Genomic DNA, 17,247 nt, shown 5'->3' with positions numbered 1-17,247 from the left:
GCCACCCTCTACAAATCTGATCTTGTTGAAGAGTTCCGGTTGACCGGCTCGCCGTGAGGCAATACCGTAGGGCCTTGCGTTGGAGTTCTCTTGCAAAATCAGCCAGATCGCTGGCGTCGATGTGGAGGGGTTATGGGCAATCGGACTATTACCCGAGCGGATTTGTGTGAAGCCGTTTATCAAAAGGTTGGCTTGTCTCGGACCGAGTCATCTGAATTGGTCGAACGTGTACTTTCTGAAATTTCAGACTGTCTTGTTACCGGAGAATCGGTAAAATTATCAAGCTTCGGTTCATTTGTGGTCCGCTCCAAGGGAGAACGTATAGGCCGCAACCCGAAGACCGGCGAGGAAGTACCGATTTCACCGCGCCGCGTGATGGTCTTCAAACCATCTAACGTATTGAAACAGCGTATCAATGATGCGTTGACAGGACAGGCCAACAAATAATCTGAGATCGGATGACCTCGCAGGACAAAAGCCCAGACGCCTTTAGAACAATCAGCGAAGTCGCAGACGACCTGGACTTGCCGCAGCATGTGCTGCGCTTCTGGGAGACGCGGTTTTCCCAGATAAAGCCGCTGAAGCGGGGAGGCGGAAGACGCTACTATCGTCCTGACGATGTTGAGCTGCTCAAGGGTATCAGGCACCTGCTTTACGGTGAAGGCTACACGATCAAGGGCGTGCAGCGGATCCTGAAAGAGCAGGGACAACGCTTCGTCATGCAGATCTGGCGGGAAGATGCTTCACCGCTTCAACCCACCGTTATCCAGAATGAAGAAGCCCCGGCCAACGCAGCAGCCAGTTCCCAGGTGGTACAGGACGAAGCGCTGCCCAATGGTGTGCTTGGCGAACAAGACCATGACGAGGGCGGGTCGCTCCCCCAATCGGGTGGGCTCAATATACTGAACCGGCTTCGGGGCGAGAAACCTACACCCGGGGCCTCTGCGGTACAGCCGGCGGTTTCGAAAGAGGACATACGGCGTTTGCAGGCAACGCTGTTTGAGCTACTCGAGTGCAAGCGGACGCTTGACCAGGCCCGTTGAACAGACGCTAGATCAGCCTGACTTTTTCTTGAAGAATTTGCCGAGAAGGCCGCGTTTTTTTGGCCTGTCTTCGATTGCCGCCAAAGGCACCTGCGCTTCTTTCGCAAAATCCCTCAACTCGGCCATAGACATCTTCTGCGCCTGCGGCTGGACCGTTCGCGGGCGCTGAACGGGTTCAGGAGCTGGGGCCATATCCGGAGCTGGCGTTGCTTCTGGCGCTACCGTCCCCTGTTCCGGAACCGTAGGCTCCGAGACCGCTGGAGCCGTTACCTCTGGAGCTGTTGCTTCTGGAGCTGTTGTCTCTGGAACCAGTGCATCGGGAGCAGGAACGTCTGGTAGAGCTTGCGCGTCCACCTTCGCAGAATGATCGCTTGAGGGGGCCGGTGCATCCTTGTTGAGTTCCGCGAGCCGTTCAAGAATGGCAGCGTCGACCGGATCGTTTGGGTTTAGATCTGTATCTTCGTCCTCAAGATGTGGATCGTCGAATGACCCAAGACCGGTGGTCTCCAAGTCGTCGAACCTCAGCGAAGTGTCATGCGTGATGCCGAACTCCGGATTGTAGATCACCTTCAGCTCGACACTGTCGGGGCCGCTGCCGCTGCTCCGATGCATGATCGGCCGTATTCTTTCATTTTCGTCCCTGCCGAACACGTCACTTTCGCTCAGCAGCCCATCGTTTTTCAGCGTGAAGCGGACAAAATCATAGACTTTTTCAACAAGGTACTGAGGCGGCAGCGGTGAAGGTTTGAATTCAACGTTTCGGCCGATGAGCCACTGCGCTCCGGAAGCGATGACACCGAACAGCCGCTTGCCGGCGTCCGGAGAATAGTGGCTGTAGACATGACAATGCAGGTATAGCGAGAGCGGGTTCTTGGCCGAAGCAAGTTCGAGAAATTTCTCAGGTTCCACAAGAAACACGCTCGGTCCCCAGAAGACGGAAGCCGGCTGGGTATTCTGAACGATGCGCGCCACGACGTCCTTTGCCAGCGCCATGGCTGACAATGCTTCGCTAGAACCACTGAACGCTGCAATCTGCGCATCGGCCAGGTTGGAACTCCTGGCGGGTGCGTCTTCCTCCCCCATCGCACGTTTTTGCACGGAAACGTGGATGCAGGCGGTGATGGTGTCGTCAATTTCCGGAACACTTTTGAGCGAGGTCTCGAAGGAAAACGTGTCGAGGGCAATCTTGAGGTAGTCATCTTCCGCAAATGGAACGGATTGTGTCACCTGCACCTGATAGTCGGCGCAACGAGCACGGACATCCAGCTCCTCGGTAACCTCGATAAGTTCGCAATCTTCCTCGGCTGTGCCAACAGCCTTTGCCGCTTCGGTTATGAAACCGAAGAGCTTCTCTCCGTCCAGCGGTTGTGACTGTCGGTAAAGAACCTGGCTGTCGATGCTCGTAAGTGGATGTGTTTTCAACTGATTGGCCGCAAATCGTGGTTCTAATTTCCAAAATGTTAAACACAACGGGTGAAGAAGTGATTAGCAATCTTCGAAACAATTTTGTGATCCGGCACGACAGCAGTGCATGGCGTGCGCGGATTACTCAAGGTCCATGCAGCTTGCGTAGAAGCTGGTTGTCGCCGGCCAGTCTGAAAAAATACCCTTTACACCAACGTCCTTTGCAAGAACGTCCACGACTTCCAGCATCTTTCCGTCACCGTCGATCGCTTCCGCAACTGTCTGATAGTACCAGCCGCCGCCGGAGTTGAGCGGGCCGGAGCGCTCCAGTGTCCAGGTGATCAGGTTGAGACCGGCTGCTTTCGCTTCTCTGGCATAGGGCGAGGGAACAATCTCGCCGTTCTCCAAGGTGAGCAGAACAAAAAGAGGCGGTGCGAGGTAATTCACACCAGCATCCTTCAGCTCCTGCATTGACGGTGAGAATGTCGACGGGTCGAGAGGATTGAGGTCCCGGCGACCGTCGAGGAAAACGGCCTGCTTTCCAAATTCCGGTTCGTTTTCGATCCAGTAGAGGACATCCTGCAGATTGAACGATTGCGGAAAGACGTCTTCCGGCGCGATGCCGGCGGCCTTGTAATCATCAATTAGCTTTTGCGCATAGTCGCTCTGGCTGAAGCCGTCGTAGGGCATCGCCACTGCCGGTGCCTTCAGTTCGGGTGTGAATTTGACACCGAGATCCTTGAAGAGCGCAATCGACTCCGCGTGCGTCAATAGCGTCCCTGAAAGGCCGTAAAGCTCGGTACGCCAGCCGGCTGTACCCTTCAGGTAATCATCCACACTTTGTGCGGACTTATTTGCGCCATCCATTTTCCCACTCAAGGATCTGAACTCGGCGAGCGTAATGTCCGATGTGCGGCATTCGGCGGAGGCGGGTGTGTCACCTTGTGCCGGAACAAATCCTCCGGTGCATTTTGCGGCCAGATCTGTCGCCAGAATGTTGGTTGTCGTATGCAGGTCGCTTTGCGAATGACGGCAGACCAGTTCTTTGTCCTTGGTGAAGGTGACGTCGCATTCGAGGATGCCCGCTCCCATCAGCGCGCCTGCGCGATAGCCTTCTTCGGTGAGCTCGGGAAACTGCAAGGGCGCGCCGCGGTGACCGATCGAGAAAAGGGTGCGCTTTGCCGGTTGGCCGAGGCAGCTGGCTAGCTTCGACTTTAGTTCGCTTTCTTGCATTTGCTGAACGAGGTAGGCGGGCCGGGGGCCAAGCGAGATTGCTTCGGTGGCCAAAGAAAGCTGTGGCACCACAACCGACAGTCCGATCATGGAAACAGGCAATCTCCTGGCAACGAAGTTCAGGACTTGAATGAATTTGCAATTAGTTGCGGCGAAAGACATAGCAAGGCCTATTAATTCCTGGGTCGCTCAAACTAACGCTTGCCGGTATCATGCCGAACCAGCTTGATTTGCCTGTTACAAGAATTTCGCACGACGTTTGAATTCTTTGCGTCAGAGCTTCATCCACGATTTTACTCGTTGCGTAATCCACACAAAGCCTTGTTCCCCAGATTGGCTGACTCTCAATTTCTAGCGCTTGGGGGCAACCGAACCGGCGATTTCTATGCTGATAGTAGACACCGTCGACTTCGAAGATTGATGTGGACTCCGTGTGTACGAATAGCGTGAAAAAATACGGAATTGTATGCAAAAAAACAGTACTCGAAGCAGCACAAATCAAAATTGAAAATAAGGTTACGATCACTTTTTGCCCGAGAGTTAAATCCAAAGTCTCTGTAGGTGCCGTCAAAAGCGGGAAGCACAAAAATAATAGTAAAAGAAAAGTCGTGATAATGTAAATTTTCGTGGAATGTTTTGTTAATGCGTCCGAGGTCAAAAATGGTGTCAAATAATTTGTCACGGCCACGATAGTTAAGAATAATACAATTAAAAGAAATCGTTGAAAAAACTGTTTTCGCATTCTGCTCACTTTGACTTCCATGACACGGTCAGCCTCTCAGGCCCCCTGACCGACAGTCCGCGCTTGTAGGAAACGGTTTCTTGCGCCAGTTCGATCGACTTGAACCGTCTCAAGAGCGTTGAAAAGATGATGTCCATGTCGAGCCTGGCGAGATGGTTTCCCAGACAGAAATGGGCGCCACGGCCAAAGGCGATGTGCCAGTTTGGGGTTCGCCCGACATCAAACCTGTCGGCATCCGGAAATTGCTCCGGGTCGCGGTTGGCTGAGCCGTAAAGGACGCCGAACTTCGTTCCTCGGGAGAAGTTCTGGCCGCAGATTTCGACATCTTCCGTGCAGTATCGGTGGAAGAAGGGAAGGGGCGATTCGTAGCGGAACATTTCCTGGACCGCAGTCTTCATCAGGGTCGGATCGTTTCGCAGACGCGCCATTTCCGAGGGGAACTTCAAAAGCGCATGCATGCCGCTTCCCAGAACATCGATCGTGGATCCGTGCCCGGCCATCAGGATCAGCATTGCGGTTGAGAAGAACTCGTCATGGTTCATGTGGCCTTGCCGTTCGGCCTCTATCATCAGGGAAAGAAGATCGTCCTGCGGCGTGGCCTCGCGGCGCGCCTTCAGGTCGAGAAGATAGTGATAGAATTCAGTGGTGTTGCGCTCAGCCAATTCCTTGCGTTCGTCCGACCGGTCGATATCGAAAAACTGGACGATGTTTTCCGACCAGATGCGAAGCTGCGGGCAGTCTTCGTCAGGGACACCCAGAATACGCCCGATGATGTGACCGGGGACGTGAGCAGCCAGATCCTCCACGAAGTCGATTTCCGGCCTGTCGGTCAGGCTGTCGATCAGGCTGTCGACATAGGCCTGTATGTCGTCTCGAAGCTTGTTGACCATGACTGGCGTGAACAGCTTGAAAACCTGCTTCCGCAACCGGTCATGAATATCACCGTCGCTGTCGAGCAGAGAAAATTGCACGAAACGGGAATGGTGCGGCATGTCATGCCAGTTGCCCGCCTGCTTCTGCGCGGCAATTTCTTCAGCCGTGGCAACATGCTCCATGGAGCGGACCATCTTGTCATGCATCACGATCGCCGACACATCGTCAAATCGGGCAGCCAGCCAGACGTCGAAATCCTCGAAATAGGTCAGTCCCGGCCGAGCGCGCAATGCGGCGTAGGAAGGGTGCGGATCCTGGGCGAACGCCCCGGACAAAGGATCAAAGGAAAGGTCTGTGGACGGGCTCATTCAGGTCTCATTGGGGCAAGGTGGATCGTTTAAGATTGTGATTCTTGGCAGGGTCGAAGATTTCGCTGCTCAAGTGCAAGGGAAAAGCGCGGAAGTGACGCTGTTTTCAGCATTTGTCGGCGTTTTTCCGAACCAGAGCAGGAGTTGCTGGGGAAAGCGAGGAAAGGGAAAAACTGACGATATCAGGGAAATAGGAAGCCGGTTAACGATATCGTTGGCAAGGACATGACAGTCCGAAAACTCAAGTGAACCATCCGTGCGTGAGACCGAGATGCGTGTGCCGAAATCTTTTCGTGAGGAGTACCAGACATTCCTTCAGGAAACCGGGTTCGACAATCCGGATCCGCAGGCACTGCTTATGGAACTGGCCTCACTCAGCATGGAAGTTTACCTGAAAGAAATCGCCTGGCTGTCCGAGTTCATCGGCAAGGTCAATCGCCAGAACCACAACGCTGCCTGACCTCTTTCCCGTGCCCTAGCCGTTGATCGGTCGCTTGATCCCCGCCGTGTTTCCTCCCTGCTGACATCTCAACGATGGTTCACAACTGCCTTCCTCGTCGCGCCCTGCATTAATACTAAAAAAGTATCTCTGCGCCGGCACCGTGCGGTCGACAACCTTTTAGAGTATATTCTTGGTTGTACATGCCGGAGAGGATTAATCTGCATTCAAAATTTTGCCGATTATTCGGATTGGGAAAAATTTAATTAAAATTTTACTGGATTTGGTTCGGTTCTGTTTCCAATATAAGCTTCAATTAATGGTAAATTTGACGATTTATTCTAGGCAAAACCACTCATAGCGATTAATAGTGGTTGTGTGAGACTTGGACTATTTTTTTGCCCGATTGATGGGTTTTCAGTGGTAGGGGCTGAATTCCTATGCGCCGGCAAATCGATCACCTCTTTCTCGCCGGCAGCATCTTTTTGCAAATAAACATGCGGAAATGGGGGGTTCTTTGGGACCTGAAGACGTTGCAATGTTGTTTAACGCCTATTCGGCGTGTCGGGCGAAGCTGTATGCGCTCGGGTGCAATGTCCGGGTTCTGCGTGATTTCAACGATGTTGTGCCCGCGCTCGAAGCGTGTGGTAAGGAAGTAACCCCCTTTTTTCAGAACAGGTTCTTCGACTTCAACGGGCACAACGGCTTCTGTCATGTCGCCTTTGCCGGCGAAGAACCGGTCTCGTTCTATTGCAGTCAGCTTTTCGATACGGGAGGCATGACCTATCTCGACTATCACCGTGTCCAGCTTGCCAGAATATACGGCGCGGAATACCCGATTGACACGTCCTGGGTCTGCCCGCCCATGCGCGATATCCGGGGGCAGGTGATTTATTCGGGCGACGCGTTGAACATTCCCGGACACGGTTCAGCAAGGAAATCCCTTGAGCGGCTTGCGCTTGTTGCAAGGATGAATCTTTATCTCGGCCTTGCGACCTGGAAAACGACGTCAGCCTGCGTTGGACTTGCGCGCGCGGACCGGGTTCGCAAGTCTCTCGGCGCGATCTACGGCGCCTTTCACGCCTACCCCTATGCCACTAAGTGGTTGAATCCGCCTGATGATCGCAAGCAGGACGACATGTTCCTGTTCAATTGGCCAGTAGATGTGCTTTATCTGGCAACAATAGATGCTCACGAAACTGCGCCGGTGTTGGGAGTGTCAGATTGACCAGAACCGGGTGCGGCGTGCCCAGCCACAAACGTTCTATGAGCCTGTAATAGCTTACGGGAATATTCTGTAATGCACCGGGCGGTGTCACTTCCATTTCAACCAGCTCAAAGACCCGGTCTCCTTGCGCCGCCCTTGCAAATCCGCCTGCAACGGCTTCGTCAAATCGGGGGTCCTGGTTTCGGATAGCGGAGGCGAAATCACTGCCGAACTGCCCTTCCATGATTTCCTTGATGTAGCTTTCCTTGCCGACATACCCGATTTGCGGGATGTGATCGCCACTAGCGTTTATCGAAGTGAACACGACGCGGTGAAACAGGGGCATATCGGGACGGAATGTACCACTTGTGTGGCGCAAAAACGCATCAAGATCCTGGATCTGCTGTCCCGCCAATCCTTTCATGTTTGCCGGATCAACGCGCTTGATGTGCATTATCCTTCCTCCGCCTGCCGTAGCAGCTCGATCATTCTGTGGCAGTTCATGACGATTTCATCGCGCTCTTGCGGCGTGAACTCCTGCCAGTCCGACTTGCCGTCATATCCTTCAAGCATGGTGCTTATGAACCCGCGGATGACAAGTCCGCCGTCGAACATGTCCGCATAGCATTCAGCCTCTTCGTTCAGGAACGCCTGAAGATCCATGGCTTCAACCAGTCTCCCGCAGGTTCCGGAATGCGCGCATCACGACGAGCGTGTAGGCTTCCATCGGAAGGGCCGCGTTCCTGTCTTCAAGCAAGCCGTCAAGCTGCGTTCGAAGGTCTCTTAGCAAGGTGTCGTCACTTATATCGTCGTGCACAATACCACTCATGCGCATGGACTTCCCTGTCAGATCACCAATCAAGTCTTCCATGAGCGTCATGAATATTCCAATTCGTGATCTCTTCTTACGCCGAACCGCCGGACAAAATAATACCGGTCAATCTTGCATCGGGAAAACTAACAATTGTTTGCAGATTACGTCCCTACACGCTCGCAATGAGGCGTGACGTTAAAAATCACACGCCAGACGTGAAACAAGCGTGATATTGCATTTCATGATGTGTTCCACGACTGCACTCCAGCAAGACGTATTCTGGCACGCACAGTGTTGGCTGACTCGAGATAATATCCAAGGTCGAAGGCGCAATTTGCAGCTCATTACAATTCAGATGAGGTTTCATGTGTACTGAATTGAAAGAATGAACTTTTCTTACTTCTATTGTGATTGCGTCACCTTCACGTTGCACGCGCCTATACCGTCCCGTATGTCCGAACCCTAGTTCAGCATTAAGATGAACGCTAATCGGATTGAAACAACCGATCCGGCAATATCGACGCGTGGCACAAGGCACGCGCAGAGCGTGACTTTTCTTGATCTGCCTTGCCAGGTTGCCTGAGGCAAAAACGGGTGGAAAAGCGCACGAATACGCGCGTCCTTGACGCAACCTTTCGCGCAACTCAGACTAACTGGATGAAAATACGGGACAAAACCGGTGACAGGCTCGTGCTGCGCGACGATCAGGGCGACAAGGCCCTGGCAATGAGCTTTTTGTCCGGCGCGTTGGTTCTTGCGGCGGCCTGGTTCGCCTGGGAAGGCTTATGGGTGCCTGCTGGTGTGTCCTTGGCGGCCGCTCCTTGCAGTTTCCTCTATCTGAAGCTCACCCGGATCAGATCGACCATCACCTTTGACCGGCTCAAGGATGCGATCTCGCTCGTGGTTGAGAGCCGAACGGGCACCGAGACCTGGGACTGGCGCCTGAGTGATCTTGAAACCGCGCAGCTCAACGAACACAGACGCGACAACACCTCAAATGGGATCTTTCGACCTGACCTTGCCTTAAAGGATGGCACGCACGTCCCGATGCGTCCTTACTTTTCCGCTGGATCCCAGAGCTGGAACGCTGTCGCGGCGGTGAAGTTGTTCCTGGGCCAAAAACTGGAGGGCACGCCGGTCGGCTGGCTTCCACCGGAGGAATTTGACAGGTTCTTCGCCGATGAGATGAAGAAACTCCGGTAGTCAGAGGGTCTCAACGTGATCAGACGCCGACCTGGGCGGTATCTCGAGGACCGTGTGATGCGCGGGGCGCATAGTCTGGCTCATGCAGCGCTTGACGTTGGTCAAGTCAGAGACTGCGTGATCCTGTGACCATGTCTTTCAGCCGGGCTCGCTTCAGGGCAGGGCGCGGCACTCACTCCACCATGAGTTTGATCGAGAGGCATGCTATGGCCGCAGCGCTTTATTCTCGAAATCCCGGCAGCCCAAGTCGCATTCCCGTCTTTCTGACAGCCGGTTTCCGTCTTTTTTTCCTGTTCGCGGGCCTGTTCTCGGTGTTCGCAATGTTGGCGTGGACGATCTGGCTCGGGGTTCATGCTGCAGGTGGCGCGTTTGTTTCGGTGCCCATGGCCATGGCTCCTCATCTCTGGCACGCCCACGAGATGGTCTTTGGCTACACCGTGGCAGTGACCGCCGGGTTCTTCATCACCGCTGTGCCAAATTGGACCGGGACAAAGGAGGCAGGTGCGAAATTCGTCACTGCGAGCGGCCTCGTCTGGCTTTTCGGACGTCTGGGCATCTGGTTTTCGGGCGCCCTGGATCCTGTCGTGGTCGCCGCGATCGATCTGGCCTTCATTCCGGTTCTATCTTTGGCAATCCTTGGACGCCTTACCCAGAAATCGCAGGCCAGGAACATGATTTTTCTGTTTCTGCTCAGCGCGCTTTTTCTCGGCAATCTCCTGATGCATCTCGATTGGATCGGCTGGTCGGAGGGGACAGCGGAGGCTGGGGTCCGGTTAGGCATTTTCACCAGCGCGGCGATGATCGCGATTGTCGGCGGTCGTGTTGTTCCCGCTTTCACGCGTAACGCGCTCAATCGCGAAGGCTATAAGGGGGCGTTGCCGCAATCAAATATCTGGCTGGACCGCGCCGGTGTCCTTCTTGCGCTTCTGGCAACGCTGGCCGCACTTCCTTTCGTGCCTGCGCTCATGTTCGGATGCATCTGTTTTGCCGCCGGCGCCGTCAACCTTCTGCGCCTGTCGGGCTGGCAGGGTTGGGCCGTGCGAAACAGTCCCATCCTGTGGATCCTGCATCTCGCCTTTCTGTTGCTGGCCACCGGATACCTCTTATATGGCGGCACTTTGGTTCTGTCTTTAATGAACGAGACGGCCGCGCTTCACCTTCTGGCCATAGGCGCCATCGGCAGCATGACGCTAGCGATGATGACCCGAGCATCGCTGGGACACAGCGGTCGGTCATTGAAAGTGTCCCCGCTGATTGTGCTGGCTTATCTGCTGGTCATAGCCGCTGCGCTCATCCGGAGCTTCGGAACCTTCGTGTTCGATTATTTCCCGGTTATGTTGTTTTCCGGGGCGCTCTGGACAGCAGCTTTCGTTCTATTCGCCTGGGTTTACGTTCCGATCCTGACCACGCCGAGGGCTTCAAACAGCTTGAAGTAAGGAGAATTACGCGTCGCATCATTTCCGGTTAGTCTGCCGGGAGTTCAATTTTTTCCACTCTTGACTATCGTCAAAGAACTTCCGCGAGTGTGGGCGGACAATCGCTTCAACGTCATCAAATTGACATGAGTTGGAGCGCTTGGGGTGCGTCCTCTTTTTCATATTTTTCGCTTCCTTTTAGTCGTTGGTGCTCTGCTTTCGACCGCGCCAATGCCTATGGCTTTTGCCGCAGATGCGGAAATCTCGAAGTTTCTTGAAAAGGTTGAACCGGGTGAAATGGTGCCGGGCGCCGACAGTTTCGGTGCACTCCGCGAAGACATTCCGGTCGTCCCAGCCCTCAAGGGCGGCGAGGCGGTCGGCTGGGTTTTCCTGACATCCGATTTTGTTTCCACAACCGGTTATTCCGGTAAACCGATCCACACGCTGGTCGGCGTCGACCCTGACGCAGTGGTGACCGGTGTCCGGCTGGTCAAGCATTCCGAACCGATCGTCCTGATCGGAATACCGGAATCAAAGGTCAGGGCCGTTACGGAGGGCTACGCCGGTCTCGACCTGAAGGCGGAAGCTGAAAGCGGCGGGTCCGCGCACGAACTCGACATCATCTCCGGTGCGACCGTGACCATCATGGTGATCGACGATTCCATCGTTCGCTCTGGACTTAAGGTTGCCCGGTTGCTTGGTCTTGGAGGACTGGCGCCGGAAGTCGCGGAGGAGGGCCCGAAGAAGGAGATCGATACCAGTCAGCAGGAGGTCCTTGACTGGATGACGCTGACCGGGGACGGGTCCGTGCGCCGCATGTCCTTGGACATTGCGCAAGTGAACGAAGCTTTTGCGCGTCAGGGTGATCCGCGCGCGATCGCCCGTCCTGAAAAAGGCGAGGATACGGAAACTTTCATCGACCTCTACGTGGCACTCGCGGACGTTCCAACCATCGGACTTTCACTGTTGGGCGAAGCCGAATACGCCAATCTCAAGAAGCGCCTGAAAGAAGGCGAACATGCGCTTTTGGTGATGGGGCGTGGCCGCTACTCCTTCAAAGGGTCGGGTTATGTCCGGGGCGGCATCTTTGACCGGATCCAGATGATCCAGGACGACATCTCCGCGCGCTTTTTCGATAAGCAGCACAACCGTGTCGGCGAAATCGCTGCCGACGGCGCACCTGCCTTCGTCGAGATGGACCTCTTCATCATTCCTGCCGACATCGGATTCGATCCGGCGAAGGACTTTCGCCTTCAGCTCCTCGTTCAGCGGGCCGTCGGGCCGATTGAAAAGGTCTTCCTGACCTTCGATCTTGGATACCAGCTGCCGGACAGTTACCTGAAAACTGTGCCGGTCGCCGCATCAGGTGGTCAGGCAGACCTGGCTTCAGCCGGCGCAACATTGTCCGATGCAGAAGCTGTCCAGGCGCTTTGGCAACGGATCTGGGAGGACCGCCAGATCGACATCGCCGTGCTGGGCGCGGCCATCGTCATTTTGACACTGGTCTTCTTTTTCCAGATGCAGGTGACACGCAACGAGACGTTCACCTTCTGGTTCCGGATCGCTTTTCTGACCTTCACACTGGTCTGGCTCGGCTGGATCGAAAATGCCCAGCTTTCGGTCGTCAACGTGATGGCGTTCTTCTCCTCGCTCACGAGCGAGTTCAGCTGGAATGCTTTCCTGATGGATCCGCTGGTGTTCCTGTTGTGGTTCTCCGTTGCAGCCGCGCTGCTTTTCTGGGGACGCGGGGCCTATTGCGGCTGGCTCTGCCCGTTCGGCGCACTGCAGGAATTGACGAACCGGCTCGCCAAACTGGTACGCATTCCACAGATTGAAGTGCCCTGGGGCCTGCACGAGCGCCTCTGGCCGCTCAAATACATGATCTTCCTGGGTCTCTTCGGATTGTCGCTCTATTCGCTCGACGGTGCCGAACAATATGCCGAGATCGAACCCTTCAAGACTGCGATCATCCTGAAATTCCAGCGTGCGTGGCCTTTCGTTCTCTTTGCTGTTGCGTTGCTGGTCGCGGGCCTGTTCATCGAGCGTTTCTACTGCCGGTATCTGTGTCCGCTGGGCGCGGCGCTTGCGATCCCCGCGCGGCTCAGAATGTTCGACTGGCTGAAGCGTTACCGCGAGTGCGGCAACCCGTGCCACCGCTGCGCCAAGGAATGCATGGTCCAGGCCATCCATCCGGAAGGCAACATCAATCCGAACGAGTGTCTGAACTGCCTGCACTGCCAGGTTCTTTATCAGCACGATCAGAAATGTCCCGTTTGCATCAAGAAGCTCGCCAAAAGGCGGCGCTTTGAGAAGCAGACCGGGCTTGGAAAACCGGAGGCGCCGGCCAAAACGGCTGCGCCGGAGCCGGTTGGCTAACCTTCAATGGGCAAACAAGGAGATCAGCCATGAAGGAGAAAGAAAACCATATGGGCGTATCCCGCCGGGATCTTTTGGGGGGAACCGCGAAAACGGCTGTCGTCGCCGGAATGGGGGCCGTCGCCATAAGCGGAACCAATCCCGCCTTTGCTCAAGACGGTCATCAGAAATTCGAGATGGCGCCTGGTGAACTCGACGAATACTACGGTTTCTGGTCCTCGGGTCAGACCGGTGAAGTTCGCATTCTGGGCGTGCCATCGATGCGCGAATTGATGCGTATTCCGGTGTTCAACCGCTGCTCGGCAACCGGTTGGGGCCAGACCAATGAATCGCTGAAGATCCTGACAGAAGGGCTGCTGCCGGAAACCAAGGCCTATCTCGCGGCTCAGGGCAAGGTCACCTACGACAACGGCGATCTGCACCACCCGCACATGTCCTTCACCGACGGGACCTATGACGGCCGCTACATTTTCGCCAACGACAAGGCGAACACACGTGTCGCCCGCATCGACTGCAGCACGATGAAATGCGACAAGATCATCGAGATCCCGAATGCGCATGACATCCATGGCATGCGCCCGCAGAAGTTCCCGCGCACCGGCTACATCTTCGCCAACGGCGAGCATGAAGCCCCGCTGGTCAACGATGGCGAGATCCTGGACGATCCGGATCAGTATGCCTGCATCTTTACTGCGATCGACGGCGACGAGATGAAAGTCGCGTGGCAGGTCATCGTTTCGGGCAACCTCGACAACACCGATGCGGACTATCAGGGCAAATACGCGTTTTCGACCAGCTACAACTCGGAAATGGGTACCAACCTCGCCGAAATGACCGAAAACGAGTTGGACCACTGCGTTGTCTTCAACATCAAGGCGATCGAGGAAGCCGTTGCGGCGGGCAACTATGAGGAAATGAAGGGTGTGCCGGTCGTCGATGGCCGCAAGGAGGCCAACTCCCAGTTCACCCGCTACATTCCGATCCCGAACAGCCCGCACGGCTGTAACGCGGCGCCGGACAAGAAGCACATCGTCATCAACGGCAAGCTGTCACCGACAGTATCCATCATTGATGTCACCAAGGTGGATGCCCTGTTCAACGACAATGCCGATCCGCGTTCGGCGATCGTCGGTGAGCCGGAACTGGGTCTTGGGCCGCTTCACACGGCTTTCGACGGCAAGGGCAACTGCTTCACAACGCTGTTTCTCGACAGCCAGGTCGTGAAGTGGAACATGGACAAGGCCATCCAGGCCTATGCCGGTGAAGATGTCGATCCGATCATATCCAAGGTCGATGTGCACTATCAGCCGGGCCATAACTCCACGTCCATGGGTGAAACCGCGGAAGCAGACGGCAAGTGGCTGATTTCGATGAACAAGTTCTCCAAGGACCGGTTCTTGAACGTTGGCCCGCTGAAGCCGGAGAATGAGCAGCTCATCGATATCTCGAGCGACGAGATGAAAGTGGTTCATGACGGTCCGACCTTCGCGGAACCGCATGACAGCATCATCGTTCACCGTTCCAAGGTGAATCCGGCGATCGTTTGGGACAGAAACGATCCGAGTTTTGCCGATGCCGTGAAACAGGCTGAAGCGGACGGGATTGATCTGGAGTCTGCTGCCGACGTCATTCGCGACGGCAACAAGGTCCGGGTCTACATGCACTCCGTCGCCCCGACCTTCAGCCTTGAGAAATTCACGGTGAAGCAGGGCGATGAGGTGACGGTCTATGTCACCAATATCGATGACATCGATGATCTAACTCATGGCTTCTGCCTTGCGAACTACGGTATTGCGATGGAAGTCGGGCCGCAAGCGACTGCCTCGGTCACGTTCATCGCCGAGCGTCCGGGTGTTCACTGGTTCTATTGCCAGTGGTTCTGCCATGCACTTCACATGGAAATGCGCGGCCGGATGTTTGTTGAGCCCAGAGGAGCCTGATCCATGCAACGCGCCCTGCGCAATCTGGCTGGAAGAATTGCTTCTGTTTGCGTGGCACTGGCGGTCTGCGGACCGTTGGCGGCCGCCGAATGGAGCGTTCCGGCCAGGCACGGCGCGCTGCACGATATCCTTCAAAAAGCGCAGGCCGGGGACGTCCTCCGGCTCGCGCCTGGTGACCATTCGGGTCCCGTGACTGTGGACAAGCCAGTCACGCTGGACGGTGGCGGGGCGGCCCGGATCGTCGGCAACGGCAACGGGAGCGTGGTCACGGTCACCGTGCCGGATGTCACCATCGAGGGTCTGACCCTGACGGGGTCCGGTCTCTCTCACGAAACGCTGGATGCCGGTGTGAAGCTGACCAAGAAAGCGCACAAGGCAATCGTTCGAAACAACAGGATCATCGACAATCTGACAGGTGTCGATGTCCACGGTGCACGCGAGGCCAATGTTTCGAACAACCTCATCGAGGGCCGCCGCGACTTGCGCAGGAACGAACGCGGCAACGGCATCTATGTCTGGAATGCGCCGGATCTCTTGGCGGAGTACAACACCATCCGGTTCGGCCGGGACGGGATCTTCGTCAATACCAGTCACAAGGATACGTTCCGCAACAACCTGTTTGAGGACCTGCGCTTTGCGGTTCACTACATGCACGGCAACAGCGGGATCGTTGAAAATAATGTCTCGATCGGAAACGACATCGGTTACGCGCTGATGTTCTCCGATCGTTTGACGGTGCGCAACAACGTATCGATTTTCGACCGCAACCACGGCCTCATGCTGAACTACGCCAACCGCGCGGAAATCTCCGGCAACCGGGTGTCCGGCGGCGGCGAAAAATGCCTGTTCATGTATAATGCCAACAAGAACAGCGTATCGGACAATTACTTTGAAGGCTGTCCGATCGGGATCCATTTCACGGCTGGATCGGCGAAGAATACATTTCAGGGCAACGCCTTTATCCGCAACAGGACCCAAGTCAAGTATGTCGGCAGCAGGATGCTCGACTGGAGCACGGATGGGCGCGGAAACTACTGGAGCGACCATCCTGCCTTCGACATGAATGGCGATGGTCTGGCCGACACCGCTTACCGCCCAAACGACATGGTGGACCAGGTGCTGTGGACACAGCCTTCCGCCAAGCTCTTGATCGGCAGTCCGGCGGTTCAGCTTCTGCGCTGGACGCAATCCCAGTTTCCGGCCCTGCTGCCTGGCGGGATTGTCGACAACGCGCCCTTGATGCATCCGCCCGTTCGCCAAGAGCCAAATGCAGGAGTTCAGGGATGACGCATTCCACCCTTGCTGTTCAGACGGTCACGAAACGCTTCAAAGCGCACGTTGCAGTCGATCAGGTCTCTTTTGACCTGAAACCGGGCGAGCGTGTTGCGCTCCTCGGGCACAACGGCGCCGGCAAGACCACGCTGTTCAAGATGATCCTTGGATTCTTGAGGCGTGACGGCGGCGAGATTTCTGTTCTTGGGTCTGCCCCTGGCAGCAATGTGTCGCGTCAGGGGACGGCCTATCTTCCTGAATCGGTGGCCTTTTCGGGCGCGCTGACAGGTGAGGAAGTCGTTCGTTTTTATGCCCGTCTCAAGGGCGAGAATTCGTCGCAGTCTCTGGAGCTTCTGGAAAAGGTCGGCCTCGCCGATGCCGCAAAGAGGCGGGTAGCGACATATTCGAAAGGCATGCGCCAGCGCCTCGGTCTGGCACAGGCTCTGATCGGCAAGCCGAAGCTGGTTCTCCTCGACGAGCCGACGACGGGTCTCGATCCGATTTCCCGGCAGAATGTCTACCAGCTGATCGGCGAGATTGCCGAACAGGGCGCGACTGTTCTGCTGTCTTCCCACGCTTTGACGGAACTGGAAGCCAGAACCGACAGGATTCTGATCCTGTCAAAGGGGCAACTAGTTGCTGACGACGCACTCGGGACACTGCGGGCCCAGGCCGGGCTTCCGATCCGGCTGAAAGTCTGGACGAAGCCGGGTGCGGCGAAGGAAGTGGCTGAGCAACTTGGCGCTGGAAAAATGAACGGACGGTCCGTGGAGCTCGACTGCGGGATGGACGACAAGGTCCGCACGCTCTCAGCCATCAGCGCCCTCGGCAATCTCGTTGAGGATGTCGACGTTCATGCACCGAGCCTCGATGACGTCTACCGGCATTTCTCAAATTCAGCACAGAAGGAGGCATAGG

Annotated in this window: 16 protein-coding genes; 10 read left to right on the top strand and 6 right to left on the bottom strand. The window is 55.7% G+C overall.

All coding sequences use genetic code 11. The features are described from left to right. Nucleotides 1–132 precede the first annotated feature (132 nt). The gene (locus tag RBB47_RS07950) at nt 133–447 is read left to right on the top strand and encodes an integration host factor subunit alpha (protein ID WP_305985234.1); all 315 of its coding nucleotides are present in this window, start codon (nt 133–135) and stop codon (nt 445–447) included. An 11-nt stretch (nt 448–458) separates the two neighbouring features. Beyond that, the gene (locus RBB47_RS07945) at nt 459–1,043 is read left to right on the top strand and encodes a MerR family transcriptional regulator (RefSeq protein WP_305985233.1); all 585 of its coding nucleotides are present in this window, start codon (nt 459–461) and stop codon (nt 1,041–1,043) included. 12 nt (nt 1,044–1,055) lie between these two features. Here the strand turns inward: RBB47_RS07945 and RBB47_RS07940 are convergent, their stop codons facing one another. The 3 genes from RBB47_RS07940 to RBB47_RS07930 all read right to left on the bottom strand — a co-directional run bounded on the left by RBB47_RS07940 (nt 1,056) and on the right by RBB47_RS07930 (nt 5,663). Further along, nucleotides 1,056–2,465, bottom strand: coding sequence for a hypothetical protein (locus RBB47_RS07940; RefSeq protein WP_305985232.1), 1,410 nt, complete (start codon nt 2,463–2,465; stop codon nt 1,056–1,058). A 123-nt stretch (nt 2,466–2,588) separates the two neighbouring features. Further along, on the bottom strand, nt 2,589–3,770 hold the full coding sequence (locus tag RBB47_RS07935) for a glycerophosphodiester phosphodiesterase family protein (protein ID WP_305985231.1): 1,182 nt from the start codon (nt 3,768–3,770) through the stop codon (nt 2,589–2,591). 657 nt (nt 3,771–4,427) lie between these two features. After that, the gene (locus tag RBB47_RS07930) at nt 4,428–5,663 is read right to left on the bottom strand and encodes a cytochrome P450 (protein WP_305985230.1); all 1,236 of its coding nucleotides are present in this window, start codon (nt 5,661–5,663) and stop codon (nt 4,428–4,430) included. A gap of 271 nt (nt 5,664–5,934) precedes the next feature. On the opposite strand from RBB47_RS07930, the gene RBB47_RS07925 reads away from it, so the two are divergent. Together RBB47_RS07925 and RBB47_RS07920 are read left to right on the top strand one after the other, a co-directional pair. Then, nucleotides 5,935–6,123, top strand: coding sequence for a hypothetical protein (locus RBB47_RS07925; protein WP_305985229.1), 189 nt, complete (start codon nt 5,935–5,937; stop codon nt 6,121–6,123). A gap of 517 nt (nt 6,124–6,640) precedes the next feature. Then, complete coding sequence (locus tag RBB47_RS07920; protein ID WP_305985228.1) at nt 6,641–7,330, top strand: hypothetical protein; 690 nt, start codon at nt 6,641–6,643, stop codon at nt 7,328–7,330. On the opposite strand, the gene RBB47_RS07915 is transcribed toward RBB47_RS07920, so the two are convergent. The 3 genes from RBB47_RS07915 to RBB47_RS07905 are packed head-to-tail and all read right to left on the bottom strand — an operon-like array spanning nt 7,251 to nt 8,189. Further along, complete coding sequence (locus RBB47_RS07915) at nt 7,251–7,763, bottom strand: hypothetical protein (RefSeq protein ID WP_305985227.1); 513 nt, start codon at nt 7,761–7,763, stop codon at nt 7,251–7,253. The two genes, RBB47_RS07920 and RBB47_RS07915, sit on opposite strands and share 80 nt — an antisense overlap. Further along, on the bottom strand, nt 7,763–7,972 hold the full coding sequence (locus RBB47_RS07910) for a hypothetical protein (protein ID WP_305985226.1): 210 nt from the start codon (nt 7,970–7,972) through the stop codon (nt 7,763–7,765). Before RBB47_RS07910 ends, RBB47_RS07915 begins: the two co-directional genes overlap by 1 nt. A 4-nt stretch (nt 7,973–7,976) precedes the next feature. Continuing rightward, nucleotides 7,977–8,189 carry a hypothetical protein gene (locus RBB47_RS07905; protein ID WP_305985225.1) on the bottom strand — a complete coding sequence of 71 codons (213 nt, stop codon included), beginning with the start codon at nt 8,187–8,189 and terminating at the stop codon, nt 7,977–7,979. A 591-nt stretch (nt 8,190–8,780) separates the two neighbouring features. Here RBB47_RS07905 and RBB47_RS07900 point away from each other — a divergent pair. The 6 genes from RBB47_RS07900 to RBB47_RS07875 all read left to right on the top strand — a co-directional run bounded on the left by RBB47_RS07900 (nt 8,781) and on the right by RBB47_RS07875 (nt 17,246). Further along, the gene (locus RBB47_RS07900; protein WP_305985224.1) at nt 8,781–9,326 is read left to right on the top strand and encodes a hypothetical protein; all 546 of its coding nucleotides are present in this window, start codon (nt 8,781–8,783) and stop codon (nt 9,324–9,326) included. 206 nt (nt 9,327–9,532) lie between these two features. Next, on the top strand, nt 9,533–10,762 hold the full coding sequence (locus RBB47_RS07895; RefSeq protein WP_305985223.1) for an NnrS family protein: 1,230 nt from the start codon (nt 9,533–9,535) through the stop codon (nt 10,760–10,762). 210 nt (nt 10,763–10,972) lie between these two features. Next, nucleotides 10,973–13,117, top strand: coding sequence for a NosR/NirI family protein (locus tag RBB47_RS07890; protein WP_305985222.1), 2,145 nt, complete (start codon nt 10,973–10,975; stop codon nt 13,115–13,117). A 29-nt stretch (nt 13,118–13,146) separates the two neighbouring features. Then, a complete protein-coding gene (gene nosZ / locus RBB47_RS07885; protein ID WP_305985221.1) occupies nt 13,147–15,057 on the top strand; it encodes a TAT-dependent nitrous-oxide reductase in 1,911 nt (636 codons plus the stop codon). Nucleotides 15,058–15,060: 3 nt separating this feature from the next. Further along, on the top strand, nt 15,061–16,344 hold the full coding sequence (locus RBB47_RS07880; protein WP_305985220.1) for a nitrous oxide reductase family maturation protein NosD: 1,284 nt from the start codon (nt 15,061–15,063) through the stop codon (nt 16,342–16,344). Continuing rightward, entirely contained in the window at nt 16,341–17,246 is a 906-nt protein-coding gene (locus tag RBB47_RS07875) for an ABC transporter ATP-binding protein (RefSeq protein ID WP_305985219.1), read from the top strand. Before RBB47_RS07880 ends, RBB47_RS07875 begins: the two co-directional genes overlap by 4 nt. Nucleotide 17,247: the final 1 nt, after the last annotated feature.

This window comes from Roseibium sp. MMSF_3544 (assembly GCF_030732845.1).
In the GTDB taxonomy this organism is placed as follows: Bacteria; Pseudomonadota; Alphaproteobacteria; order Rhizobiales; family Stappiaceae; genus Roseibium.
Note: the sequence above shows the minus strand (reverse complement) of the source record. Positions and strands in the feature narration are given on the sequence as shown.